The sequence below is a fragment of the Mesorhizobium sp. RCAM 06353 genome (assembly GCF_059683585.1).
Genome location: NZ_CM185031.1, coordinates 5,166,028 through 5,189,089 on the forward strand (window position 1 = coordinate 5,166,028; position 23,062 = coordinate 5,189,089).

General features: G+C 62.4%; 24 protein-coding genes. 12 read left to right on the forward strand and 12 right to left on the reverse strand.

Annotation, left to right across the window (positions count from 1 at the left end; all coding sequences use genetic code 11):
* Nucleotides 1-62 precede the first annotated feature (62 nt).
* Nucleotides 63-1,325: an N-acetylmuramoyl-L-alanine amidase gene (locus AC56QX_RS24975; protein ID WP_497111165.1), complete on the reverse strand. Its 1,263-nt coding sequence runs from the start codon at nucleotides 1,323-1,325 to the stop codon at nucleotides 63-65.
* Nucleotides 1,326-1,977: 652 nt separating this feature from the next.
* On the opposite strand from AC56QX_RS24975, the gene AC56QX_RS24980 reads away from it, so the two are divergent.
* Nucleotides 1,978-4,911: an Rne/Rng family ribonuclease gene (locus AC56QX_RS24980; RefSeq protein WP_497111166.1), complete on the forward strand. Its 2,934-nt coding sequence runs from the start codon at nucleotides 1,978-1,980 to the stop codon at nucleotides 4,909-4,911.
* Between the two features lie 102 nt (nucleotides 4,912-5,013).
* Here AC56QX_RS24980 and AC56QX_RS24985 read toward each other — a convergent pair whose 3' ends face one another.
* Together AC56QX_RS24985 and AC56QX_RS24990 are read right to left on the reverse strand one after the other, a co-directional pair.
* Nucleotides 5,014-5,961 (reverse strand): glutaminase, encoded by a 948-nt coding sequence (locus AC56QX_RS24985; RefSeq protein ID WP_497111167.1) that lies wholly within the window; start codon nucleotides 5,959-5,961, stop codon nucleotides 5,014-5,016.
* Between the two features lie 5 nt (nucleotides 5,962-5,966).
* Nucleotides 5,967-7,115, reverse strand: a complete 1,149-nt coding sequence (locus tag AC56QX_RS24990) for a pyridoxal phosphate-dependent aminotransferase (RefSeq protein WP_497111168.1) — start codon at nucleotides 7,113-7,115, stop codon at nucleotides 5,967-5,969.
* Between the two features lie 145 nt (nucleotides 7,116-7,260).
* Here AC56QX_RS24990 and AC56QX_RS24995 point away from each other — a divergent pair, with 145 nt between their 5' ends.
* The 7 genes from AC56QX_RS24995 to AC56QX_RS25025 all read left to right on the forward strand — a co-directional run bounded on the left by AC56QX_RS24995 (nucleotide 7,261) and on the right by AC56QX_RS25025 (nucleotide 12,798).
* Nucleotides 7,261-8,652 (forward strand): M48 family metalloprotease, encoded by a 1,392-nt coding sequence (locus AC56QX_RS24995; RefSeq protein WP_497111169.1) that lies wholly within the window; start codon nucleotides 7,261-7,263, stop codon nucleotides 8,650-8,652.
* Nucleotides 8,653-8,716: 64 nt separating this feature from the next.
* Nucleotides 8,717-9,553: a DsbA family protein gene (locus AC56QX_RS25000; protein ID WP_497111170.1), complete on the forward strand. Its 837-nt coding sequence runs from the start codon at nucleotides 8,717-8,719 to the stop codon at nucleotides 9,551-9,553.
* A gap of 145 nt (nucleotides 9,554-9,698) precedes the next feature.
* On the forward strand, nucleotides 9,699-10,133 hold the full coding sequence (aroQ, locus tag AC56QX_RS25005; RefSeq protein WP_497111171.1) for a type II 3-dehydroquinate dehydratase: 435 nt from the start codon (nucleotides 9,699-9,701) through the stop codon (nucleotides 10,131-10,133).
* 26 nt (nucleotides 10,134-10,159) lie between these two features.
* A complete protein-coding gene (accB, locus tag AC56QX_RS25010; protein ID WP_497111173.1) occupies nucleotides 10,160-10,618 on the forward strand; it encodes an acetyl-CoA carboxylase biotin carboxyl carrier protein in 459 nt (152 codons plus the stop codon).
* 10 nt (nucleotides 10,619-10,628) lie between these two features.
* Nucleotides 10,629-11,972 (forward strand): acetyl-CoA carboxylase biotin carboxylase subunit, encoded by a 1,344-nt coding sequence (gene accC / locus AC56QX_RS25015; protein ID WP_477438007.1) that lies wholly within the window; start codon nucleotides 10,629-10,631, stop codon nucleotides 11,970-11,972.
* Between the two features lie 12 nt (nucleotides 11,973-11,984).
* Complete coding sequence (gene aat / locus AC56QX_RS25020; RefSeq protein ID WP_497111175.1) at nucleotides 11,985-12,602, forward strand: leucyl/phenylalanyl-tRNA--protein transferase; 618 nt, start codon at nucleotides 11,985-11,987, stop codon at nucleotides 12,600-12,602.
* A gap of 13 nt (nucleotides 12,603-12,615) precedes the next feature.
* On the forward strand, nucleotides 12,616-12,798 hold the full coding sequence (locus AC56QX_RS25025) for an RNA polymerase sigma factor region1.1 domain-containing protein (RefSeq protein WP_497111176.1): 183 nt from the start codon (nucleotides 12,616-12,618) through the stop codon (nucleotides 12,796-12,798).
* A 25-nt stretch (nucleotides 12,799-12,823) separates the two neighbouring features.
* On the opposite strand, the gene AC56QX_RS25030 is transcribed toward AC56QX_RS25025, so the two are convergent.
* The 3 genes from AC56QX_RS25030 to AC56QX_RS25040 all read right to left on the reverse strand — a co-directional run bounded on the left by AC56QX_RS25030 (nucleotide 12,824) and on the right by AC56QX_RS25040 (nucleotide 14,445).
* Complete coding sequence (locus AC56QX_RS25030) at nucleotides 12,824-13,210, reverse strand: hypothetical protein (RefSeq protein ID WP_497111178.1); 387 nt, start codon at nucleotides 13,208-13,210, stop codon at nucleotides 12,824-12,826.
* A 74-nt stretch (nucleotides 13,211-13,284) separates the two neighbouring features.
* Complete coding sequence (locus tag AC56QX_RS25035) at nucleotides 13,285-13,887, reverse strand: DUF2155 domain-containing protein (protein WP_497111179.1); 603 nt, start codon at nucleotides 13,885-13,887, stop codon at nucleotides 13,285-13,287.
* A 159-nt stretch (nucleotides 13,888-14,046) separates the two neighbouring features.
* Nucleotides 14,047-14,445, reverse strand: coding sequence for an NADH:ubiquinone oxidoreductase subunit NDUFA12 (locus AC56QX_RS25040; protein ID WP_027045618.1), 399 nt, complete (start codon nucleotides 14,443-14,445; stop codon nucleotides 14,047-14,049).
* A gap of 228 nt (nucleotides 14,446-14,673) precedes the next feature.
* Here AC56QX_RS25040 and panB point away from each other — a divergent pair, with 228 nt between their 5' ends.
* Nucleotides 14,674-15,534: a 3-methyl-2-oxobutanoate hydroxymethyltransferase gene (panB, locus tag AC56QX_RS25045; protein WP_497111181.1), complete on the forward strand. Its 861-nt coding sequence runs from the start codon at nucleotides 14,674-14,676 to the stop codon at nucleotides 15,532-15,534.
* Nucleotides 15,531-16,382, forward strand: coding sequence for a pantoate--beta-alanine ligase (panC, locus tag AC56QX_RS25050; protein ID WP_497111183.1), 852 nt, complete (start codon nucleotides 15,531-15,533; stop codon nucleotides 16,380-16,382). Before panB ends, panC begins: the two co-directional genes overlap by 4 nt.
* A 40-nt stretch (nucleotides 16,383-16,422) precedes the next feature.
* On the opposite strand, the gene AC56QX_RS25055 is transcribed toward panC, so the two are convergent.
* Nucleotides 16,423-16,767, reverse strand: a complete 345-nt coding sequence (locus AC56QX_RS25055; protein WP_497111184.1) for a VanZ family protein — start codon at nucleotides 16,765-16,767, stop codon at nucleotides 16,423-16,425.
* Nucleotides 16,768-17,021: 254 nt separating this feature from the next.
* On the opposite strand from AC56QX_RS25055, the gene AC56QX_RS25060 reads away from it, so the two are divergent.
* On the forward strand, nucleotides 17,022-18,182 hold the full coding sequence (locus tag AC56QX_RS25060) for a LuxR family transcriptional regulator (RefSeq protein WP_497111186.1): 1,161 nt from the start codon (nucleotides 17,022-17,024) through the stop codon (nucleotides 18,180-18,182).
* Between the two features lie 30 nt (nucleotides 18,183-18,212).
* On the opposite strand, the gene AC56QX_RS25065 is transcribed toward AC56QX_RS25060, so the two are convergent.
* The 3 genes from AC56QX_RS25065 to gatB all read right to left on the reverse strand — a co-directional run bounded on the left by AC56QX_RS25065 (nucleotide 18,213) and on the right by gatB (nucleotide 21,059).
* On the reverse strand, nucleotides 18,213-18,911 hold the full coding sequence (locus AC56QX_RS25065) for an AIM24 family protein (protein ID WP_477221383.1): 699 nt from the start codon (nucleotides 18,909-18,911) through the stop codon (nucleotides 18,213-18,215).
* A gap of 151 nt (nucleotides 18,912-19,062) precedes the next feature.
* Nucleotides 19,063-19,554, reverse strand: coding sequence for a GNAT family N-acetyltransferase (locus AC56QX_RS25070; protein ID WP_497111188.1), 492 nt, complete (start codon nucleotides 19,552-19,554; stop codon nucleotides 19,063-19,065).
* 5 nt (nucleotides 19,555-19,559) lie between these two features.
* Complete coding sequence (gene gatB / locus AC56QX_RS25075; RefSeq protein WP_497111190.1) at nucleotides 19,560-21,059, reverse strand: Asp-tRNA(Asn)/Glu-tRNA(Gln) amidotransferase subunit GatB; 1,500 nt, start codon at nucleotides 21,057-21,059, stop codon at nucleotides 19,560-19,562.
* A gap of 281 nt (nucleotides 21,060-21,340) precedes the next feature.
* On the opposite strand from gatB, the gene AC56QX_RS25080 reads away from it, so the two are divergent.
* Nucleotides 21,341-21,598: a YjhX family toxin gene (locus AC56QX_RS25080; protein WP_497111192.1), complete on the forward strand. Its 258-nt coding sequence runs from the start codon at nucleotides 21,341-21,343 to the stop codon at nucleotides 21,596-21,598.
* Between the two features lie 47 nt (nucleotides 21,599-21,645).
* On the opposite strand, the gene AC56QX_RS25085 is transcribed toward AC56QX_RS25080, so the two are convergent.
* Nucleotides 21,646-22,077 (reverse strand): CBS domain-containing protein, encoded by a 432-nt coding sequence (locus AC56QX_RS25085; RefSeq protein ID WP_027051720.1) that lies wholly within the window; start codon nucleotides 22,075-22,077, stop codon nucleotides 21,646-21,648.
* 88 nt (nucleotides 22,078-22,165) lie between these two features.
* Entirely contained in the window at nucleotides 22,166-22,924 is a 759-nt protein-coding gene (locus AC56QX_RS25090; protein ID WP_497111193.1) for a rhomboid family intramembrane serine protease, read from the reverse strand.
* Nucleotides 22,925-23,062 lie beyond the last annotated feature (138 nt).

Below are 23,062 nucleotides of genomic sequence, written 5' to 3' on the forward strand. Positions count from 1 at the left end.
AAAGGCACTGGGGTGTTGTCATCCGGCAACGCTGCCTCCGGTTGCAGGCGCCGCCAGGCATGTCAGCCTCCGGTTCCTGGTCCGACCCGGGCGGAAGCGAACAGCGCGACGGCGTTGGTGATGCTTTGTGCGGCCTTGCCGCGCCATTCGGCGTCGAGCAGTTGCGCCTCGTCCTTGGCATTCGAGAGATAACCGAGTTCGACCAGCACGGATGGCACGTCTGGTGCCTTCAGCACCTTGAATCCGGCGGAACGCTGCGGATTGTTGATGAGGCCGACGCTGGTCGACAGCTGGCCGACCAGCGTGTGGGCGAAACTCATCGAGAAGGTGTGCGTCTCGCGGCGGATCAGGTCGATCAGGATGTCGGTCACTTCCTTGTTATCGTCCTTGATGACCATGCCGGCGAACTGGTCGGAGAGATTCTCGCGGTCGGCAAGCGCCTGCGCCTCGGGATCCGACGCCTTGTCGGAAACGGTGTAGACAGTGGCGCCGCGGATGCCCTTGACGCTGATTGTGTCGGCATGGATCGAAATCAGCAGGTCGGCTTCGTGCTGGCGGGCAATGCGCACGCGGTCGTCCAGGCGCAGATATTCGTCGGTGTCGCGCGTCATGAAGACATCGTATTTGCCGATAGCCGCGAGCTTGTCGCGCAGCTCCGTGGCGAAGGCCAGCGTGACGTTCTTCTCGATGGTGCCGTTCAGGCCCTCGGCGCCGCCATCGACGCCGCCATGGCCGGGATCGATGACGACGGTGAAGCGGTGGCCGGGATTGGAGACCGGCCCGGTGCCAACCCGCCCGCCCTTGTCGGTCGACACCGTCGAGCCGGTGGTCAGCGCCTGGTTGGCCAGCGCCGCGTCGAACTCCCGTTCCGAGGCGGCCGACATGTCGATGGCAATGCGGTAGCCGGTGCCGTCCTCATTCTTGAGCACATCCAGCTTGTCGACGGCGAACGGTCCCTTGCCGGTCAGGATCAGCCGCGAAACGCCCTCGCCGAGTGCGCCAAGGCGCACACCCCTGACCAGGCCGCGCGGCTTCAAATCCTTGGCGTCGATAGCCAGCCTGGTATTCGCCAGGTCGATGACCAGACGATTGGGTCCGCGCAGCAAGAACCATTTGATATCCGGTTCGCGATCGAAACCCACGACGATGCGCATCTTGGTGGCATCGCCCGCCATCTTGTAGCCTTTCGCCACCAGTGGCGCGTCGGCGGCATTGGCAACAGAGGAAAAGGCCTGAGAAATCGCCACCAGCAGCAGAAGGCATAAAGCGCCTAGAATCCGGCCGCCGACACGACATCCCTTGTCTGTGAAGTCTGCCAGTCCCATCTCTCTTCCAGTCGCTCCCGGTTTGGCGCCAGGCGCCCTCTCGTTTCGTCGAAGTGCCGGTTAGGCCGCGAACTCGATTAACGATTGGTATCCAGAGAAGGTTAACCAAGCCTTTTCATGCAAGGTTTGGAACCCAGGCTTACGCTACGGAACCGCTTTTTGCCGGCATCGGAAATCGGGGTTGCCTTCCACCCCGTCAAATCATAAAAGCGATAGTGGATCACTGCAATCCTGGAACCGCCCTCCTCCGCAGCTTCCTGCTACAGGGTCAGATGAAAAGGCGGCTCCTTTCGCTTCACGCGAAAAGGGTTCAGGTGATTGCGACGAATTTCGCAGGTGTGCTCCCGTGGCGGGGGAATCACCTGCGTGAGGAAAACGGCCGGGTTTGTTCCCGTGCCGGCTCTGTATGAGCAAACAAGCTGGTCCGGTTTCCGGGCTTTGGTTCAAAAGGTTCTGCTGGTGACGATGGCTTCAAGCGCAATCATGGAAAGGTCCGCATCAAACCGCGCCAGTATGGCTGCGGGCGGCACCGCCATGACGCGCAGGCACCGTCCGGCGGACATTCAGACATCCGGCACCCACACTCCAGACACGCAGCAGCGGGCTTTGCCTTGCAAGCTGCGGCTGACGGCTGCCGGGAGGAAACGAAATAATGCCCAACAAAATGCTGATAGACGCCTCCCACCCGGAGGAAACACGCGTTGTCGTCGTACGCGGTAACCGTATCGAAGAATTCGACTTTGAATCCCAGGACAAGAAGCAGCTCAAAGGAAATATCTATCTCGCTCGCGTAACGCGCGTCGAACCGTCCCTTCAGGCAGCCTTTGTCGAATATGGCGGCAACCGTCACGGTTTTCTCGCCTTCAGTGAAATACACCCCGACTACTACCAGATCCCGGTCGCCGACCGTCAGGCCCTGCTGCGCGCCGAAGCGCAGGAGGCCGAAGACGAAGAGGACGAGGATGGCGACGGCGATGATCGCCAGAGCCGCGATCGCGGCCGGCGCGGACGTCGGCGCGGCGGCAAGAGCCGCGACCGCGGTGAGCACAAGCGCGATGCGGGCGAGGCAGGCGAAGGCTCCGGCGAGGCAGGCGAAGGTAGCGACAATGGCGACATCGTTGTCGAGGAGATCTCCCACACCTCCGAGATCATCGAACACGCAGCCGATACATCAGAGCATGCCGATGCATCCGGCCATGATGAAGGTTCCGCCGAACAGGACGAAACCGAAACCCGCGAGGGTGGCCCGACATCGATCGCCGCCGCGGTCGAAGGCGATGTGATTTCCGAACCCGTCTCGCAGACGGAACAGGGCACTGAAGCAACGTCCGGCGACAATGACCGCGGTATGCTGGAGGAAGTACAGTCCTCGCATCCCGATGACCACGAGATCGAATCGGTCGGCGCCGAGGATGCGCTCGAAGAAGTGCGCAACCGCCGCAAGCCGGTGCGCCGCCAGTACAAGATCCAGGAAGTGATCAAGCGCCGGCAGATCCTGCTGGTGCAGGTCGTCAAGGAAGAGCGCGGCAACAAGGGCGCCGCACTCACCACCTACCTGTCGCTTGCCGGCCGTTATTCCGTCCTGATGCCGAACACGGCGCGCGGCGGCGGCATTTCGCGCAAGATCACCAGCGCGGTCGACCGCAAGCGCCTGAAGGAGGTCGTCGCCGATCTCGAAGTGCCGCAGGGCATGGGCGTTATCCTGCGCACCGCCGGCGAGAGCCGCACCAAGGCCGAGATCAAGCGCGATTACGAATATCTGATGCGGCTCTGGGAGAACGTGCGCAATCTCACGCTCCAGTCCACCGCCCCTGCCCTCGTCTACGAGGAAGGCAGCCTGATCAAGCGTTCGGTGCGCGACCTCTACAACAAGGATATCGACGAGATTCTCGTCTCCGGCGAAGAGGGCTACCGCGAGGCCAAGGACTTCATGCGCATGCTGATGCCGAGCCACGCCAAGGTGGTTCAGCCGTTCCGCGACACGACGCCGATTTTCGTGCGCAACGGCATCGAGGCGCAGCTCGACCGCATGCTGCAGCCGCAAGTGACGCTGAAGAGCGGCGGCTACATCATCATCAACCAGACCGAGGCGCTGGTCGCCATCGACGTCAATTCGGGTCGCTCCACCAAGGAGCACTCGATCGAGGATACGGCACTCCACACAAATCTGGAAGCGGCAGAGGAAGTCGCGCGTCAGCTCAGGCTGCGCGATCTGGCTGGCCTGATCGTCATCGACTTCATCGACATGGAGGAGAACCGCAACAACCGCTCCGTCGAGAAGCGGCTGAAGGATCACCTCAAGAACGATCGTGCCCGTATCCAGGTCGGCCGCATCTCGCATTTCGGCCTGATGGAGATGTCACGCCAGCGCATCCGCGCCAGCGTGCTGGAATCGACCATGAAGCCCTGCCCGCATTGCGGCGGCACCGGCCATGTGCGCTCCGACTCGTCGGTCGCGCTGATGGTGGTGCGGGCGATCGAGGAATTCCTGCTCAAGGATTCGCGCAGCCACATCACGGTGCGGACGCCGGCGGCGACCGCGCTCTACGTGCTCAACCACAAGCGCGGCACACTGGTGGAACTCGAAAGCCGCTTCGGCCTGACCATCACCATAGAGGCCGACGATACGGTTGGCGCGCAGCACTATGCGATCTTCCGCGGCGCTCTGGCCGAAAAGCCGGAAGGCTTTGTCGAGGCGCGCAGTTTCCCGGCCTATGTCGAGCCGGAAGAGCCCGAGGACGAGATTGTCGTCGTCGAGGAAGACGAAGAGGTATCGGTCCAGGCCGAACAGCCGCGCCAGCAGCCGCAGCAAAACCAGCAGCCGCGGCCTGCCGCTGGCGAGGACGGCGAAGGCCGCGACCGCAAGCGCCGCAAGCGTCGCAGACGTCGCGGCGGCAGGGACCGCGATCGCGAGCATGGCGCCCCGGTGGACGGCTCATCCGTCTCCGCTCCGGCAGGCGATTTCGCCGAATCGGCGAACGCGGCGGACGATGACGACGGCGAAGCCGACGACGCCACTCCGATCGCTGCCAGCGCCTCTGACGAGGCGGCGCAGGCTTCGGATGACAGCCAGGGCAAGAAGCGCCGGCGCGGCAAGCGCGGCGGCAAGCGCAACCGCCGTGAAGACGGCGAAGGCGAGACCGAGGCAAGTGCCGGCGAAACGACCGAGGCTTCCGAGGCTGATGCTTCCGAAAGCGAGCCTGCGTCGATCGAGCCGGTGGCTGTTGCTGCGGCGGAAGAGCCAGTGGCTGCGGTGAGCGAAGAGGTGGCGAGCACCGAAAAGCCCAAGAAGCCGCGTCGCGCAGCCAAGCCGAAGAAGGCAGCCGCCGAGGCCGTCGCCGAAACGACTGGCGTCGAAGCGGCCGCGGAAACGCCGGTTGAGGCTCCGGTGGCTGTTGCCGAGGAAACAGTGGTCGCGGCCGTCGCGGAAGAGCCTGCAAAGGCTCGACCGTCCCGACGCAAGCCGGCGGCCATCGATGCACCGGTTGTGCCGGTGGTTTCCTCAACCGTCGCCAGTGAGCCGGAGGCCAAGGCCGAAGAAAAGCCGAAGCGTGCCGGCTGGTGGCAGCGGAAGGGCTTTTTCTAAGCTTTTCAATTGGTTGAAGTGATTTTTTGATAAAAAATCCCGCGCCGACCGAAAGACGGTGCGGGATTTTTCATATCTGACGTTCCAACCCAATGAAAAACGCTATGGCGCGAAGATCGACCAGTTCATCATCCTGGCCAGCTTTTCCAGCGCGATCGAACCCAGCTTGGAATTGCCGTTGGCGTTGAGACCGGGCGACCAGACGGCAAGCGACGCTACCCCCGGCACGATGCCCAATATGCCGCCACCGACGCCGCTTTTTCCCGGAATGCCGACACGGAAGGCGAAATCGCCGGAGCCGTCATAGTGGCCGCAGGTCAGCATCATGGCGCCGATGCGCCGCGCCCGCTCGGCAGACACCACAGTATGCCCGGTCGCTGGATTCTTGCCGCCATTGGCGAGGAAGCGGCCGGCCATCGCCAGTTGCCGGCAACTCATGGCGATGGCGCAATGGTGGAAATAGACGCCGAGCGCCAGTTCCGGCGCATGATGAAGATTGCCGAAGGATTTCATGTAGTTGGCGAGCGCGAAGTTGCGATAGCCGGTGGCGCGTTCGGACGCGGCGACCTCGCGGTCGATGATGATGGTCTCATCGTCGGCGAGAAACTGGATGAAGCGCAGGATCTCGCCGATCGCCTCGCGCGGCTGGTGGCCGGCAAGCAGGATGTCGGAAATGACGATGGCGCCGGCATTGATGAACGGATTGCGCGGAATGCCGTTCTCATGCTCGAGCTGGACGATCGAGTTGAACGGATTGCCCGACGGCTCGCGCCCTACCCGTTTCCACAGCGCGTCACCGGCATTGCCGAGCGCCAGCGTCAAGGTGAAGACCTTCGAGATGCTCTGGATGGAGAAGGGCTGGTCGGCATCGCCCGCCACCAGCACGCGACCGTCATTGGTGACGGCTGCGATGCCGAATTTCCTTGGATCGACCTTGCCCAGTTGGGGAATGTAGGTCGCGACATCGCCGCGATCGGTCCGCTCGTCCATTTCGGCGGCGACTTCGGCCAATGCCTGATCAAGTTTGGGGGCCTGTTCGAGTTCCGGCATGGGTGCTACCTCAACCAGCGTTCGATGCGCGCCATCGCCTCGACCATGTCGCCGTGGCTGCCGGCATAGGAAAACCGCATCGTGCGATGACCCGCCTGGGTGTCGAAGTCGCGGCCGGGCGTCGCCGCCACATGCGCCTCGGCCAGCATCTTGCGCGCAAAGGCCATGCTGTCATTGGTGTGCCGGGTGACATCGCAAAAGGCATAGAAAGCGCCATCCATGGGCGCGGCCAGCGGAAAGCCGAGTTCCGGCAGACGCTTCATCAGAAGCTCGCGATTCCAGGCGTACCGCGCCTTGACCGCTTCCAGCTCTTCGGTCGCGGCAAAGGCTTCGATCGCGGCAATCTGCGACAATTCCGGCGGCGAGATGTAGAGGCTCTGGGCGATGCGCTCGACCGGCCGCACCAGCTCCTCCGGCAACACCATCCAGCCGATGCGCCAGCCGGTCATGCAATAGTATTTCGAGAACGAATTGATCACCGTCACGCTGTTGCCGAAGGCCAGTGCCGTGGTGTCCGGGGCGCCATAGGCCAACCGGTGGTAGATCTCGTCGGAAATGACAGCGATGCCCAATGTCTCCGCTGTATTGACCAGCGCCGACAGTTCGTCGGCCGGTATGACCGCGCCGGTCGGGTTGGCCGGGCTCGCAAACAGGACGCCCTTCAGCGGCTTCTCGCTGTGCGCGGCCTCCAGATGACCGGCATGCAGATAGGCCGCATCGCCGAGCTCGATCTCGACCACATCGATACCGAGCGCCGCCATGATGTTGCGATAGGCGGGGTAACCGGGTGCCGCGATGGCGACGCGGTCGCCCGGGTCGAACATTGCCAGGAAGGCGAGATTGAAGGCCGCCGACGATCCCGTGGTCACCGCGATCCGGCCGGGTTCGATTTCGAGCCGATAGTGATCCGCGTAATGCTCCGCGATCGCCTTGCGCAGACCGGCCAGACCCAGCGAGTCGGTGTAGCCTATGCGGCCGTGCTCCAAGGCCTTGGCCGCGGCGGCGCGAACCCGTGCGGGCGCCGGATCGGAGGGCTGGCCGACCGCCATGGAAATCACCGGCACACCTTGAGCCCTCAGCCTGTTTGCTTCGGCCAGCACATCCATGGCGTGGAACGGCTCGACATTGCCGCGACGTGAGAGCGAAACGACCATTTTATCCCTATCCCGACGTTGGGCAGCCATGCCCTCGAATACATGCGCCGCACAAATGCCCGATTGATGTGAGGATCACAAGTTGAGGAAGTTTTCCGGTGCCGACTTTTCATCTTTCGCCCGCTCGTCTACCAGTGGACACGTCATGTTGAGCCGACCCAGATCGACGATTGCCCGGATTGCGCGTGTTTTCACGACGCTTTCGCTTGGCGTCGCGGTTGCGGTGGCGAGTTCGGCCACCGCGTTCGCCCAAAACGTGCCGGTGGTACGCGATGCCGAGATCGAGGCTCTGGTGCGCGACTACGCACGGCCGATCTTCAAGGCGGCAGGGCTCGCGAATGATGGCATCGACATCGTGCTGGTCAACGATTCCAGCTTCAACGCTTTCGTCACCGGGCGCCGGCTGTTCATCAACACCGGTGCGCTGATGACGGCCGAAACGCCCAACGAGATCATCGGCGTCATCGCGCATGAGGCCGGCCATATCGCCGGCGGCCACCAGCAGAAACTGCGTGACCAGCTCGAGCGCGCCAAGACGATGGCCATCATCGCGACATTGCTTGGCGCCGGCGCGATCGTTGCCGGTGCGACCACCAACAGCCGCGGCCTTGCCGGCGCCGGCATGGGCGTGGCCGCCGGCGGCGGCGAGATGGCACAGCGCAGCATTCTCGCCTACCAGCGCACCGAGGAGATCACGGCCGACCGCTCCGCCATCACCTATCTCAACGCCACCGGCCAGTCCGGCATGGGCATGCTGAAGACGTTCCGGCGCTTCCAGACCGCGCTGTCGTTGTCGGGTGCGCAAATCGATCCCTATCGGATCAGCCACCCGATGCCGCAGGATCGCATCGCCAATCTCGAAGTGCTGGTGCAGCAGAGCCCCAATGTCGACAAGCCTGACCCGGCGGCGCTGCAGCAGCGCCATGACATGATGCGGGTGAAGATCGCCGTCTACATGGAAGGCCAGGCCGCTGCAGCGCGGCTGATGCAAAAAATGAGAGGCAGCCTCGCCGGGCAGTATGGCGACGCCCAATCGACCTACCTTTACGGCGACATCGCCGGCGCACTCGCCAAGACCAACGCCCTGATCAAGGCGCAGCCCAAGAACCCCTATTTCCAGGAGTTGCGCGGCGACATCTTGATGAAGGCGAACAAGCCCAAGGACGCGGCGGAAGCCTACGCCAAGGCGGTCAGCCTCGATCCGGTGCGGTCCGGCCTGCTGCCTGTCTCGCTTGGCCAGGCGCTGATGGCGGTCGGCACGCCCGACTCGCTGAAGAAGGCCGTCGTGCAGATCAACAATGGTCTGGGGCGCGACAAGGAGAATTCCGCCGGGTACCGGTATCTGGCGCAGGCTTATGGCGAGTTGGGTGACATACCGGGCGCCGAACTTGCGACCGCCGAAGGTCATTTCTATTCCGGTAACTACAAGGATGCGAAAATCTTCGCCATGCGGGCGCAGCAGCAGATGAAGCGCGGCGAGCCGCGCTGGATTCGCGCGCAGGACATCATAAACTACAAATCGTCTAGCAAGATCTAGTGAACCTTCAGGCGACGCGCTGCGACACAGCCGCACCGGGAAACAGGCAAAAGGAACGAGAACGATGAAAAAGGCACTGCTGCTGGGCACCACTGGGATCGCTGTGGCCCTTGCCATGCTGGCTTTCGGTTTCGTCGCCGGCAGCCCCCAGATTGCCAAGGCCGGTACGGCGCAGCCTGTCGAGACGACTCAGCCTGTCCAGACGGCAGGGGCCGACACCAAGTCAGCAGATACCAAGATCGACCGCACCGAGGTCGAAGGGATCATCCGCGACTACCTCCTGAAGAACCCGGAAGTGTTGCTCGAAGTGCAGGACGCACTTGAGGCCAAGCAGAAGGAAGAACAGCGGCTCGCCGCGCTCGGCGTCATCAAGAATGCCAAGGAGCAGATCTTCAACTCCAGCTTCGACGGCATCGTCGGCAACCCGAACGGCAAGGTGACGATCGTCGAGTTCTACGACTACAATTGCGGCTTCTGCAAACGCGCCATCGAGGACATGCGGGCGCTGACCAAGTCCGATCCGGATCTGCGCTTCGTGCTCAAGGAATTCCCGATCCTCGGCCCGGATTCGCAGAAAGCGAGCGTCGTCTCGATGGCGTTCCATCTGATGAAGCCGGAAAAGTACGGCGAGTTCCACAATGCGCTGCTCGGCGGCCAGGGACGCGCCACCGAAGCGGCCGCGATCAAGATCGCGCTTTCGCTTGGCGCCGATGAGGCGACTTTGCGCGAGAAGATGAAGGATCCGTCGATCACCGAGGCCTTCTCCAAGACCTACGATCTTGCCAACAAGCTGTCGATCACCGGAACCCCGTCCTATGTGGTCGGCAACGAGGTCGTGTTCGGGGCTCTCGGGCAGGACGTGCTGGCGGAAAAGATCGAGGCGGCGAAAGCCGCACTTTGACCAGCCGGGGGTTTTCTTCACCGCCGCATTTCGGCCTGTTGTGGACAGTGAAAGAACGCACTTGCGCTCTTTTCGCGGACGGCTATGCCCGGTATAGAGGCCCAGCGCGCCGGTTTGATACCGGCGCCGGAAAAGGTCGGCTTTTTTGAAAACGGTTTTCGTCCTGAACGGTCCCAATCTCAACGTGCTCGGCAAGCGCGAGCCGGGCATCTATGGCGGCAAGACGCTTGCTGCGATCGCCGACGACTGCAAGCAGGCCGGCGCGTCGCTTGGACTCGAGATCGATTTCCGCCAGTCGAACCACGAGGGCGATCTTGTCGACTGGATCCAGGAAGCAGGCGACAAGGCCGCCGGCATCGTCATCAATCCAGGCGCCTACAGCCATACCTCGATCGCGATCCATGACGCCATCCGTTCGATCGCGCCGCTGCCGGTCGCAGAAGTTCACCTTTCCAACATCCATGCGCGGGAATCATTCCGCCACGTCTCCATGGTCGCGCCGGTCGCCGTCGGCATGATCTGTGGCTTTGGGCCGCTCGGCTACACGCTGGCGCTACAGGCGCTGGCCGCACGCCTATGACCGGCCAACAAACAGAAGGCTCGAAAATGTCGATAAAGAAGACCGGTGTTGACCAGCAACTGATCCGCGATCTGGCGGGCATACTGAACGACACCAACCTGACCGAGATCGAGGTTGAACTGGGTGACCTGAAGGTGCGTGTGTCGCGGCAGGCGCCTGCCGTCCACGCGATTGCGGCACCCCAGCCCACCTATGCGCCAGCTGCCGCCCAAACCGCTGCAACAGCAGCGCCGGCGGTGGTCGATGTGTCCAAGAATGCGGTCACCTCGCCGATGGTCGGCACCGCCTATCTAGCGCCCTCGCCCGACGCCAAGGCGTTCATCGAGGTCGGCCAGAAGGTCAAGGAAGGCCAGACGCTGCTGATCATCGAGGCGATGAAGACGATGAACCAGATCCCCTCGCCGCGCGCCGGCACGGTGACGGCGATCCTGTTCGAGGATGCGACGCCGGTCGAGTACGGCATGCCGCTCGTCGTGATCGAGTAGAGCGGGCCGGATGTTCCAGAAGATCCTCATTGCCAATCGCGGCGAAATCGCGCTTCGGGTGCTGCGCGCCTGCAAGGAACTCGGCATCCAGACGGTGGTGGTGCATTCGACCGCCGATGCCGACGCCATGCATGTGCGGCTTGCCGACGAGAGCGTCTGCATCGGGCCGCCGCCGTCGCGCGACAGCTATCTCAACATCCATCAGATCGTCGCGGCCTGCGAGATCACCGGCGCCGATGCCGTGCACCCAGGCTACGGCTTCCTGTCGGAGAACGCCAAGTTCGCGGACATATTGGCCGCGCACAACATCACCTTCATCGGCCCGTCCGGCGACCATATCCGCATCATGGGCGACAAGATCGAGGCCAAGCGCACCGCCAAGCGCCTCGGTATCCCGGTGGTGCCCGGTTCGGACGGCGCCGTCACGGATCAAAAGGAAGCCAGGCGCATTGCCGCCGAGATCGGTTATCCCGTGATCATCAAGGCATCGGCCGGCGGTGGCGGGCGCGGCATGAAGGTTGCCCTTACCGAGGCTGACCTTGAGATTGCCTTGCAGACAGCGAGCACGGAAGCCGGTGCGGCCTTCGGCGACGATGCCGTCTACATCGAGAAATACCTGGAAAAGCCGCGCCACATCGAGGTGCAGGTGTTCGGCGACGGCTTCGGCCGCGGTGTGCATTTCGGCGAGCGCGACTGTTCGCTGCAACGCCGCCATCAAAAAGTCTGGGAAGAGGCGCCCTCGCCGGCGCTCAACGCCGAGGAGCGGTCCCGCATTGGGGGCATCTGCGCCAAGGCCATTGCCGATCTCGGCTATTCCGGCGCCGGCACGATCGAGTTCCTGTACGAGAATGGCGAGTTCTATTTCATCGAGATGAACACGCGCCTACAGGTCGAGCATCCGGTGACGGAAGCGATCACCGGCATCGATCTCGTCCATGAGCAGATCCGCGTCGCCTCGGGCGGCGGTCTCTCGGTCAGGCAGGAAGACATCAAGTTCAATGGCCACGCCATCGAATGCCGCATCAATGCCGAGGATCCGCGCACCTTCACGCCCTCGCCCGGGACGATCACCCATTTCCACACGCCAGGCGGTCTCGGCATCCGCGTCGATTCCGGCGTCTATTCCGGCTACAAGATCCCGCCCTACTACGACAGCCTGATCGGCAAGCTGATCGTGCATGGGCGCAACCGCGTCGAATGCATGATGCGACTGCGGCGGGCGCTGGATGAATTCGTCGTCGACGGCATCAAGACGACGTTGCCGCTGTTTCGCGATCTCGTCGGCAATGCCGACATCGCCAATGGCGACTATGATATCCATTGGCTGGAAAAATACCTGGCCAAGGAAGAGTAGTCCGGGGACGCGATGACCCGCCCCTACGCGCCCGGCTATCGCATCCCCACCGACCTCCTGCTCAAAGCCTATGCCTCGGGCGTCTTCCCGATGGCCGAAAGCGCCAACGATCCGGAGGTGTTCTGGGTGCGGCCGGAGACGCGCGGCATCATCCCGCTCGACGGTTTCCATACGCCCAAAAGCTTGAGGAAGGTGATCCGCAAAAACCCGTTCGACATCCGTTTCGACTTCGATTTCGAGGCAACGATCGACGGCTGCGCCGAAAAGCGCGAGGAGCGCCGCTCGACCTGGATCAATGCTCCGATCCGCGAGGCCTATGTGCAGTTGCACCGCATGGGCCATTGCCATTCGGTCGAGGCCTGGCATGCGGACAAGTTGGTCGGCGGCCTCTATGGCGTGTCGCTCGGGCGGGTGTTCTTCGGCGAAAGCATGTTTTCCAAGGCGACGGATGCGTCGAAGACCTGCCTCGTGCATCTCGTCGAGCGCTTGAAGGCACGCGGCTTCGCTCTACTTGATACGCAGTTCACCACCGAGCACCTCAAGCGCTTCGGCGCTGTCGACGTGCCACGCGGCAAGTATGAGAAAATGCTCGCTGATGCGTTGAAGGGTGAGGCGATCTTCTTTCCTTGACTGGAGAGCTTCGATGTCGAGCGAAAACCACCTTCGAGCGGATATGCAGCCAATTGTTCAAGCGCTGATCGAAAAGGGCAGTGACGTCACAATGGGTCAGTTCGACCAACTGCTTCCCAAGCGGGAATTCAGTTCAACCGAGATCGAAGACATAATGGCTGCTCTCTCCGAGCACGGTATATCCATCACCGAGTAAGCGATCCGTCGGACCACCCAGATGATCAGTTCTTCGCTGCAGTCTCCAGCGGCGTCTGTGAATGGAACATCATCTTCCAACCGTTGACGCGATGGACATAGCCGGTGCTGACCAACGCCGCGTAGGGTTCGCCATTCTCCCGCGTCGCATGCGCCTCGTAGGTCAGCATGATGATGTCGCTACCGGGTTCGATAATTCCCTTGAGTTCTATATCGAGATCACGCCAGCGGTTGGGGTTGGTCGCGGTCTTGGCCAGGTCCGCATTGTCCATTGCCTGTGCCATCTTCGGAAAGGCTACCAGGCATTCGGTATCCGCATTGGCCGCGTAGTAGGCCGCATCACCGGTCCAGAACCCCTTTTCGAGCTCCAGAAGTTCCTTCTTGCTGGCCGTGATCCGCTTGCTGTCTGACATCGAAATATCCTCCGGGCGCATCGATGCGCGATCGTCCGGGTCCAACGCATGGTGGCCACGACGGTTCCGAGGGATCAGTTGGGGTCTGGCGTGTCCGGTTCCGCGGGATCGGACTGTTCCACATCCGGGCTGGCTGCAGGCTTCGGCTTGGCGGCGGCTGGTTTGGTCGCGGCGGGCTTCGGAGCATCAGCCTTGCTTGCATCAGCCTTGGTGGCGTCGGGCGCCGGCACGTCCGACTTCTGCTTGCATTCCTTCAGCCAGACGTCATAGACGGCATGTTCCACGGCGTTGAGCCCAGGGCTTTCGGCGAACATCCAGCCGGTGAAGATGCGGCGGATCTTGCGGTCGAGCGTGATCTCGTCGACCTCGACGAAGGAATCGGTCCTCGGCTCCTCGGTCTGCGGCCGCGAATAGCAGACGCGCGGCGTCACCTGCAGAGCACCGAACTGCACCGTCTCGTCGATATAGACGTCGAAGGTGATGATGCGGCCGGTGATCTTGTCGATGCCGGCGAACTCGGCGACGGGATTGCTGATGCGATCCGATCCCGCGGGCGCCGCCGGTGCGGGTGCGGCTGGTGCAGCCGGTGCGGGCGAAGCGGCAAAGGCGGTGGTGCTGATGGCGAGGCTGGCGGCTAGCGTCAGACCGCCCGTCGATATCAGGTTGAAAAAGCTCATATAGGGGTACCGGTGGTTCGCGCCCGGGTGATTCCGTCGATCGCCAAGGCTAGTCGCCGTTTTCTGATCAGCAAGCAGCTAAACACCAATTGTGGCGATAAAGGACCGGCCTGCACTTCGTGCCGTGACAAGTCGGGGCGCCGTTACATCCAGGGGCCGTTACGACCCGGGCGTCCAGGCGTCATAGTCACCCGTGACCTGCGGGCGATGCTGATTGGTCAGCACCGAGCCTTTCGGGCGATAGGCGGCCGGCGTGCCGGTCAGATTGGGCTGATGCGACTTCTGCCATTCGCGCGGCTTGTAGTCTTCGCTCGGCGGCGCGACGTCGACACGGTGATGCATCCAGCCGTGCCAGCCAGGCGGAATGGCCGAAGCTTCGGAATAGTTGCGGTAGATGACCCAGCGCCGCGTGCGACCTTCCGAATCGATACCGCCTTCGTAGTAGACATTGCCGACCTCGTCCTGGCCGACCCTCTTGCCGTACCGCCAGGTGTGCAGGCGTGTTCCCAGCGTCTGGCTGTTCCACCAGGTGAAAAACTGCGTCAGGAAAGTCTTCATCTCAGAACCCTCGCGCTGGCGGCGCTGTTTCCTGCTTATGGCGTCAGGCCTTCGGGAAGGCAAGGGTTTTGCCGCAGGGAGCGCACAAATGGCGCGCCAGGCACCCGACACAAGCCTGTGATCCCAAGAGGCGGCAGGATGCACGCTTGCCAAGCCTTTCCGCTCTTTCTAAAGCTCAGCGCGCCCATGCCGATATCCAATCCGGCCATGGGCCGAAGGAGGTGACGATTGGCCACAAAATTGCCGACCACCGACATTCGTATCGGCACCGAGCTGATTCGTCGCCGCAAGGGCGGTATCCCGTTGGTTTGCCTGACGGCCTACACCTATCCAGTCGCCCGCCTGCTCGATCCGCATGTCGACCTGCTTCTGGTCGGTGACAGCGTCGCCATGGTCCTGCATGGCCATGAGACGACGCTTGGCGCCTCGCTCGAGATGATGATCGCGCATGGGCAAGCCGTGATGCGCGGCTCGGCCAGGGCCTGTGTGGTCGTCGACATGCCGGCCGGCAGCTATGAGGATTCGGCGGCGCAGGCCGTGACCTCGGCGCGGCGCATCATTGGCGAGACCGGCTGCCAGGCGGTGAAGCTCGAAGGCGGCGTCGACATGGCCGATCAGATCGCGGCGATCGTGGCCGCTGGCATTCCGGTCATGGGCCATATCGGCCTGCTGCCGCAATCGGTGGAGAAGGATGGCGGCTACAAGATCAAGGGCCGCACGGACGAGGCAATCGCGGCGCTGATGGCCGACGCGTTCGCCGTCGAAAAAGCCGGCGCGTTTTCCGTGGTCATCGAAGGTACCATCGAGGCGGTCGCCGCCGACATCACACACCGCATCGCCATCCCGACCATCGGCATCGGCGCCAGCGGCGACTGCGACGGCCAGATCCTGGTCATTGACGACATGGTCGGGCTGACCGTCGACCGTGTGCCGAAGTTCGTCAAGGAATACGCCGATCTGCGCGGCGTGATCGCGCACGCAGCCGAACGCTACGCATCTGAGGTGCGAGACCGGACGTTTCCCGGCCCTGCCCATGTCTTTTCGGGTTCAAAAGTCTTTTCGGGAACAAATGGCGGAGATGAGGCATGAGCCGGCCTCATGTCGTCGATAGCGTCACCGCTCTTCGCGCCGAGATCCGGGACTGGCGGCGCGATGGCCTGCGCGTCGCCATGGTGCCTACCATGGGCGCGCTGCATGAGGGACATCTCTCCCTGATCAGGATTGCCAGGGAAAAAGCCGAGCGCTGCGTGGTGTCGATCTTCGTCAACCCGGCGCAGTTCGCGCCGAGCGAGGATCTCGACAAGTATCCGCGCCAGCTCACCCGCGACCTGGATATGCTGGCGACGGTCAAGGCCGATCTTGCCTTCACGCCGACGGTTGGCGCGATGTACCCCGCCGGCTTTGCCACCAGGATTTCGGTCGGCGGCCCGTCCGCCGGCCTCGAATCGGCCTTTCGCCCCACCTTTTTCGAAGGCGTCGCCACCGTGGTGGCCAAGCTTTTTCTGCAGGCAACGCCCGACTATGCGGTCTTTGGCGAGAAGGATTACCAGCAGCTTTGCGTCGTCAGGCAGCTCTGCCGCGACCTTGACCTGCCCGTCGAGATCATCGGCGCCCCGACCATACGCGACGCGCATGGCCTCGCCATGTCGTCACGCAACGCCTATCTCGGCGAGGCCGAACTCGCGGTCGCCCGCCAGCTCAACGCGATCCTGCACAAGGCGGCTGCCGCGTTGGCGGCCGGTGCACAACAAGATGACGCGACCGATGGGGCCAGCCGCACCCTGATCGCCGCCGGCTTCCAGAAAGTCGACTATGTCGAGGCTCGCGAAAGCCTGACGCTGGCGCCTTGGCGCCGCGACCGCGTGGGGCGCCTGCTCGCCGCCGCCTGGCTCGGCAAGACGCGGTTGATCGACAATGTGGAAGTTCCCACCGCCTAGGGCAAAGGGTCGATCGGCTGCATTCGGCTTCCTGCCGCGCCTACCTCACGCCTACTCGCCCGCTGGTTCTCACCAATAATTGCCCCACCAGGATCCCAATAATCCCAGCTGATGCTTTCACGAGTGCATCGGCGAGATGCGCGTGGCGACCGGGATCGATGATCTGAAGCAACTCCAGTATGCCGGCAGCCACAACCACAAAGATCGAGATTTGATACATTCGGTTGGGGAAGCCGAGCGCCAAGGCGAAGCCCAACAGTACATAGGCCAGGGCGCGTTCGACATTCGGGTCGGCTATATGCGGCCGCATCTGGATCGGCGACAAGGTTGCGAAGATGATTATGACAAGCAGCACCAGCGCCGCGATGCGGAACAGTTTGATCATGTCCCTGCATATCCGTCGTGAGCCGGCACAGCAAATGCTGGGATGACGCAGGGGCGGATTGGGAACCTATAGGCCCGGCCCCACCCGATCGAGTACGCGAACAGCGATGCAAGGCTGGCACGACCGTTTGCCACAGTGAAACAATCCACAGATGTATGGCGGCATCAGTAAGTTACATGGCGACCCCATCGTGCAAGCCTGCGCAGCATTTCTGTGGAACTTAACACTTACTTGGAGGCGGTACGAGAGGGCCCATGTCCAGGTTGGCGAACGCGATCGACCGCGCCCTGCCGCAGGTCGTCGAAGCCATTTATGATTCGGTTGCCGACGTCGGCCGCTGGCAGTCGACGCTCGAAGCCATTCGCCGGCTGGCGATTGGCCAGCTTGCTATGCTCGCGGTTGTCGACACAGCAAGCAGTTGCGCTCGATTTTCGGTGTCCTGCGGCGATCCCGCGATCCTGGAGCCACTGCAACGCGACTATGGAGCGGAGGTGCCCTTCTTAACGGCCGTTCCCAAGATGGACATCGACATGCCCTTCACGGTCGATGCCATCTATGCGCTGCAAGGGCCGAACGCACGGCAGAACTGGATCGAAAGCCGCATCGTGCGCGAATGGGTGGAACCCAACCGGCTGGACGACTTCTTCTGGGTGGCGCTGATGAAGCGGCCGAGCCGCATCGGCACGCTGATGGTGGTGACGGACAAGGACAGGCGACAGATCTCGGCCGCGGATCTCGAACTGGTGTCGTCGCTTGCGCCGCATGTGCGGCGCGCGGTGACGATCGGCGACTTGTTCGAGACCGAACGACGCAAGGCCGAGATTTTTCGCTCGATCATCGAAAGCCTCGATCATCCGGTGATGATCGTTTCCAATGACATGCAGATCATCTTCGCCAATTGCGCGGCCGAAGCCCTGCTGATGGAGAGCTCCGCCGTGTCATCGGTGCGTGGCCAGCTGGCGTTCGCCTATCCGCAAGCCAATGCGGCGATCAGTTGCGCGGTCGAACTCGGCACGCGCGATGAGTTCGCGCTTGGACCTTCCGGCATAAACATTCCGCTCGCCAGGGTCGGCGTTCCGGCCGTGGCGCATGTCATGCCGCTCGCCCGGCGCGAGATTTCGGCGCGGATGTCGCAGCGCGCTGCCGCCGCCATCTTCATCGCCGCTGCCGGCGCCACGCCGACCCCGGCACTGGACGCGATCGCTGCGCTGTTTGGCCTGACCGCCGCGGAAAAACGTGTTGCCGGACATGTCGCCGCGGGCAAGACGCGCAAGAAGATCGCAACCGCCAGCGGCGTTTCCGACGGCACCATCAAATCGCAATTGGCGACGATCTTCGACAAGACCGGAACCGGCGATCAGCGGGAACTCGAATTGCTGATCCGCGAACTGTCGCCACCGCTGCGCTCACGCTGAGGGTTGCTCTTCCCTCGCGCTCTGTCAGAGCTACTCCTCTGTCGGCATATGCAGATACATCGACTGGATGCCGACGCGGCCCGGGCCGGTGAAGCGGTTGACGATGAAATTCATGTTGGCGCCGAAGAAGCCGCTCGACAAGCGGTCGATCTTGGTTTCCATCCGGACCGAGACATCCTTGAACAGCCAGCCGCCCGGCTCGATGTCGATGGTCTCGCCAGCGGCAAGCGTCTTTTCGAAGACATTGCCGTAGCCGTGCAGCCAGACGATGCCGTCACCGCTATCGCCGCGAAAACGGTCGATGAAGAAGCCGCTCTGGCCAAACAGCATCGTTGCCAGGCCGCGCACACGCTCGAATGTGTAGTCGACATTGCCGGTGGCGGCGAGAAACTGGTGTTCGCGCACCTGGATCTCCTCGCCACGCCTGAGATGGATCGGCACGATGTGGCCAGGCCCGTCGCGGCTGAAGGCGATGATGCCCGCTCCCGACGCCTCGGTGACGAATATCTGCATGCCAGCCATCATGCGCTTCAGCGCCCCTTTGAGCGATTTCAGGCCGATGGTGATGGTGGAGTTCTTCCACAACAGGATGTGGTGCTCGAAATAGACAGGCATTCGCGTCACGTCGACCGAAAGCACGGGCACCAGTTCGCCCGCTATGTGATAGGTGACGCCACCAAAGGTTTCGTCCGACACCTGGGTCGGCATCAGTTCCGGCAAGCTTGGCATGGTTCCCCCCCCTCGCCGCCTTGCGCCCATTCCGGCTTCCGCACGGTCAGCTGCAGCAGCTTGGTGTGTGACCCCTGGGCCGTCAAATGAAAACGAGCCCTTGCCGCACCGCTCGCGCGAAGGTGATCCAGACAGGTGCGCGCCGAAGCGATCAGCCGGCAAGCGGCCTGCGATAGACCAGCGTCGGCTCGCCAGAGGCACCGGAGTGCTCGCCGGCAGCGCCGGATCGCACGAAGCCGTTTGCTTCGTAGAAGGCGATGGCGCGCGTGTTCTGCGCCTCCACTTCAAGACGGATGGCGTTGGCCTCGGGAAAACTTTCGATGATCTCGTCGAGAAGCATGCCGCCGATGCCCCGTCCCTGCAGGCTGGGCAGCACGTAAAGCTGTCTCAGGACAACCGTCTTGCCGCCGTCGATGCTTTCGGCGAAAGCCACGCCGCCAATGCGCTTGCCGTCGTCGGCAACAAGGAAGTCGCTGTTCGGCCTGATCAGCCGCGCCCTCAGTGAGGCGATCGAATGCCATTCGTCGGTGATTTCGGTGACCTTGGCGGCACCGTAGATCGCATCGTACGTCGCATGCCAGGTTTCGACCAACAGTGCCCGGACGGCATCAAGGTCACGTTCGCCTGCCGTGCGGACGAACATGGCCCTTACTCGATGCCGAGCTTGGCTTTGACGAGGTCGTTGACCGCCTGCGGATTCGCCTTGCCGCCGGTCGCCTTCATCACCTGGCCGACGAACCAGCCGGCCATGGTCGGCTTGGCGCGCGCCTGTTCGACCTTGTCGGGATTGGCCGCGATCACCTCGTCGACCGCCTTCTCGATGGCGCCGGTATCGGTGACCTGCTTCAAGCCACGGCTTTCGACCAGCTGGCGCGGATCGCCGCCTTCGTTCCAGACGATCTCGAACAGGTCCTTGGCGATCTTGCCAGAGATGGTGCCATCCTTGATCAGGTCGATGACCGCACCGAGCTGATCGGGAGAAACCGGAGCATTTTCAATGTCCTTGCCGGCCTTGTTCAGCTGTCCGAGCAGATCGTTGATGACCCAGTTGGCGGCGAGTTTGCCGTCGCGGCCGGCGGCCACCTTCTCGAAATAGTCGGCGATCGACTTTTCCGACACCAGGATCGAAGCGTCGTAGGTCGACAGACCCAGCGAGGAGATCAGCCGCGCCTTCTTGTCGTCGGGCAGTTCCGGCAGCCCTGTGGCCAAAGCATCGACATAGGCCTGGTCGAATTCCAGCGGCAGAAGATCGGGATCGGGGAAATAGCGGTAGTCGTGCGCTTCTTCCTTCGAGCGCATGGAGCGCGTTTCGCCCTTGACGGCATCGTACAGCCGCGTTTCCTGGTCGATCTTGCCGCCGTCCTCCAGGATGGCGATCTGGCGGCGCGCCTCATAGTCGATGGCCCGGCCGATGAAGCGGATCGAGTTCATGTTCTTGATCTCGCAGCGTGTGCCGAACTCGCCACCGGGCCGGCGTACCGAAACGTTGACGTCGGCGCGCAGCGAGCCTTCATCCATGTTGCCGTCGCAAGTGCCGAGATAGCGCATGATTGTGCGCAGCTTGGTGACATAGGCCTTCGCCTCATCGCCGGAACGCAAGTCAGGCTTGGAGACGATCTCCATCAGCGCCACGCCGGAGCGGTTGAGGTCGACATAGGACATGGTCGGATGCTGGTCGTGCATCGACTTGCCGGCATCCTGTTCCAGATGCAGCCGCTCGATGCCGACCTCGATGTCCTCGAATTCGCCCTGCCGGTCGGGGCCGACCGAGACGATCACAGTACCCTCGCCGACGATCGGCTGCTTGAACTGCGAGATTTGGTAGCCCTGCGGCAGATCGGGATAGAAATAATTCTTACGGTCGAAAACCGACTTGTGGTTGATCTGCGCCTTCAGGCCAAGGCCGGTGCGGATCGCCTGCTTGACGCATTCCTCGTTGATGACAGGCAGCATGCCCGGCATTGCCGCATCGACCAGGCTGACATTGGCATTGGGGGCCGCACCGAAAGCGGTCGAGGCGCCGGAAAACAATTTTGCTTCCGAGATGACTTGCGCGTGCACTTCGAGACCAATGATGATTTCCCAGTCACCGGTAGCGCCGGGGATCAGGCGTTTCGCGTCTGGCGTGCGGGTATCGATGAGTGTCATGGCGGCCTGCAGAGTGGAATGATGGAAGTTGCATTAATGCAAATTTTGATTTGCAACTTCGCTAGTGCAAACCGCCAAAAGAGACAAGCGCAAAGCCACGGACTGGCCTTTTCAGCCGCTTTCGCCTATAGGACGCCCGTCCCAATGGAGAGTGGATGTCCACTTACGCTCAGTCCCGGTAAGGCCCTGACCTCGTAGCGAGGCAGGGCAGAAAACTTGAAACCCCGTGCCGCGAAGCTTTCGCGGCGGCGGCATTTTTTGTTTTCCCGGAAACTCTCCACATGGATATTTCGCGCATTGAACAGCGCATCCTGCACCTGCTTGCGCAGGGCGGACGCATTGAAATCGAGAAGAACGACAAGAGACGGATCGCCTCGGTCAAATGCCTGACCCGTGATGGCTGGCACTATCCAGGCCTCGATCTCGACCTGTTTCGAAAGCTGAAACGCAAGAAGGCGGTTTCGTCGTCTGGCGGCGGTCCCTACCACATCACCAGGCGCGGACTCGAACTCGTTCGTTCCGAACTCGACAACAGATAGAAATGATTCCGCCGGTCGGGTCTCCGGCCGGCGGTTTCCTTCACCACTCAGGCGGTGGCGATGTAGGCCCTGATCTCGTCGGCCTCGCGCTCGACATCCTCGATACGGCGCTTGACCACGTCGCCGATGGAGACGATGCCGTCGAGCAGGCCGTCCTTTTCCACCGGCAGATGGCGGAAGCGGCCCCTGGTCATGATCTCCATCACCTCGTTGACGGTGTGGTTCTCATTGCAGATCTTCACCTTCGGCGTCATCGCCGACCGCACGGCGATATCGAGCGCGGCACCGCCTTCCTTGGCGACAACCCGCACGATGTCGCGTTCCGACAGGATGCCGACGATCTTGCGATCACCGTTGGTGATGACCAGCGCACCGATCTTGTGTTCGGCCAGGATGCGGATGGCTTCGCTGAGCTTTTCGTTCGGCCCAAGCGTCAACACGTCGTGGCCTTTTCTTTCCAGAATTGCCTTAACCGTCATGGCGTCCTCCTCTGCTTTTGCCTGCCGGTTCCTGCCCTGACCGGCTTTCAAATAAGAGTGAACATCGTGCGCCGTGATCGGTTGCATTTCAAGTGCGGTGGTCGGTGGTTTCCCACTCGGACGGCTGCCATCGCCGATCGAACCAGCGCAGGCCGAAGAAGGCCGCGACGAAGCCGCCAATATGGGCCTCCCAGGCGATCTGGCCGTCAAGACCGAAGGCGAAGCCGAACAGACCGGTGGCGAGGTTGATCGCCATCCATGCAGCGACAAAGGTCATGATGCCACGCGAGCGCAGCACAATCGCGATCGGCAGCACGGGGCCGGCGAAGGCCGCCTTCCCGGCCGAGCGGTCAGTGCGGAAACCGAAACGCACCGCGGCCCCCATCATGCCTGATATCGCGCCGGAAGCGCCAACCAAGGGCACTTCGCCAGAAGGATGAATTGCCCAGAAGAGCACTACCGAAGCCACTCCGGTCACCGCGAAAAACAGCGCGAAGCGAAGCGCACCGAAGCGATTGGCAAGCGGCGACCCGAAGGCCGCCAGCGACACCATGTTGATCAGCAGATGCGGCCAGCTGCCATGCATGAACGCGTAAGTGAAGGGTTGAAACAGCAGATAGACGGTTGGAGGGTTTTCGCCGGAGTAGCCAGCGGGTGTGAAAGCGAAGTTTGAAACGAATGCGTTATCCTGCGCTGGCGTAAGCAGATAGTTTTCAACCAGGAAGACGGCCGCGCAAATGCCGATCACCGCCAGGATGATCGGCGGCAGATTGAACACCGGCTCGCGCCGGGACTCCAGCGTCGGTTCGGTGGATTCGATTTCCGAAGGGCTTACCGGTTCACTCATGCGCGTCTGGTCCAGGGATTCGATGCGCGAGCTTTAGAGCAAGGATGCCGGACTTGGAACAATTCTGTTTCTCGAAACAGCCGACGCCCGGGCGGGATCACCCTCATTTGCTACGAATCGAAAGGAAACGAAGCGGAA

Excerpts from the sequence above, each read along its gene's own strand:
- AC56QX_RS25000 (WP_497111170.1), top strand. The coding sequence starts at position 8,717 with ATGAAAAAGGCACTGCTGCTGGGCACCACTGGGATCGCTGTGGCCCTT.
- AC56QX_RS24975 (WP_497111165.1), bottom strand. The coding sequence starts at position 1,325 with ATGGGACTGGCAGACTTCACAGACAAGGGATGTCGTGTCGGCGGCCGG.
- gatB (WP_497111190.1), bottom strand. The coding sequence starts at position 21,059 with ATGACACTCATCGATACCCGCACGCCAGACGCGAAACGCCTGATCCCC.
- AC56QX_RS25025 (WP_497111176.1), top strand. The coding sequence starts at position 12,616 with ATGTCGAGCGAAAACCACCTTCGAGCGGATATGCAGCCAATTGTTCAA.
- accC (WP_477438007.1), top strand. The coding sequence starts at position 10,629 with ATGTTCCAGAAGATCCTCATTGCCAATCGCGGCGAAATCGCGCTTCGG.
- AC56QX_RS25030 (WP_497111178.1), bottom strand. The coding sequence starts at position 13,210 with ATGTCAGACAGCAAGCGGATCACGGCCAGCAAGAAGGAACTTCTGGAG.
- AC56QX_RS25040 (WP_027045618.1), bottom strand. The coding sequence starts at position 14,445 with ATGAAGACTTTCCTGACGCAGTTTTTCACCTGGTGGAACAGCCAGACG.
- AC56QX_RS25085 (WP_027051720.1), bottom strand. The coding sequence starts at position 22,077 with ATGACGGTTAAGGCAATTCTGGAAAGAAAAGGCCACGACGTGTTGACG.
- AC56QX_RS24980 (WP_497111166.1), top strand. The coding sequence starts at position 1,978 with ATGCCCAACAAAATGCTGATAGACGCCTCCCACCCGGAGGAAACACGC.
- AC56QX_RS24990 (WP_497111168.1), bottom strand. The coding sequence starts at position 7,115 with ATGGTCGTTTCGCTCTCACGTCGCGGCAATGTCGAGCCGTTCCACGCC.
- AC56QX_RS24985 (WP_497111167.1), bottom strand. The coding sequence starts at position 5,961 with ATGCCGGAACTCGAACAGGCCCCCAAACTTGATCAGGCATTGGCCGAA.
- aat (WP_497111175.1), top strand. The coding sequence starts at position 11,985 with ATGACCCGCCCCTACGCGCCCGGCTATCGCATCCCCACCGACCTCCTG.
- AC56QX_RS25035 (WP_497111179.1), bottom strand. The coding sequence starts at position 13,887 with ATGAGCTTTTTCAACCTGATATCGACGGGCGGTCTGACGCTAGCCGCC.
- AC56QX_RS25055 (WP_497111184.1), bottom strand. The coding sequence starts at position 16,767 with ATGATCAAACTGTTCCGCATCGCGGCGCTGGTGCTGCTTGTCATAATC.
- accB (WP_497111173.1), top strand. The coding sequence starts at position 10,160 with ATGTCGATAAAGAAGACCGGTGTTGACCAGCAACTGATCCGCGATCTG.
- AC56QX_RS24995 (WP_497111169.1), top strand. The coding sequence starts at position 7,261 with ATGTTGAGCCGACCCAGATCGACGATTGCCCGGATTGCGCGTGTTTTC.
- AC56QX_RS25065 (WP_477221383.1), bottom strand. The coding sequence starts at position 18,911 with ATGCCAAGCTTGCCGGAACTGATGCCGACCCAGGTGTCGGACGAAACC.
- AC56QX_RS25080 (WP_497111192.1), top strand. The coding sequence starts at position 21,341 with ATGGATATTTCGCGCATTGAACAGCGCATCCTGCACCTGCTTGCGCAG.
- AC56QX_RS25090 (WP_497111193.1), bottom strand. The coding sequence starts at position 22,924 with ATGAGTGAACCGGTAAGCCCTTCGGAAATCGAATCCACCGAACCGACG.
- AC56QX_RS25060 (WP_497111186.1), top strand. The coding sequence starts at position 17,022 with ATGTCCAGGTTGGCGAACGCGATCGACCGCGCCCTGCCGCAGGTCGTC.
- panC (WP_497111183.1), top strand. The coding sequence starts at position 15,531 with ATGAGCCGGCCTCATGTCGTCGATAGCGTCACCGCTCTTCGCGCCGAG.
- AC56QX_RS25070 (WP_497111188.1), bottom strand. The coding sequence starts at position 19,554 with ATGTTCGTCCGCACGGCAGGCGAACGTGACCTTGATGCCGTCCGGGCA.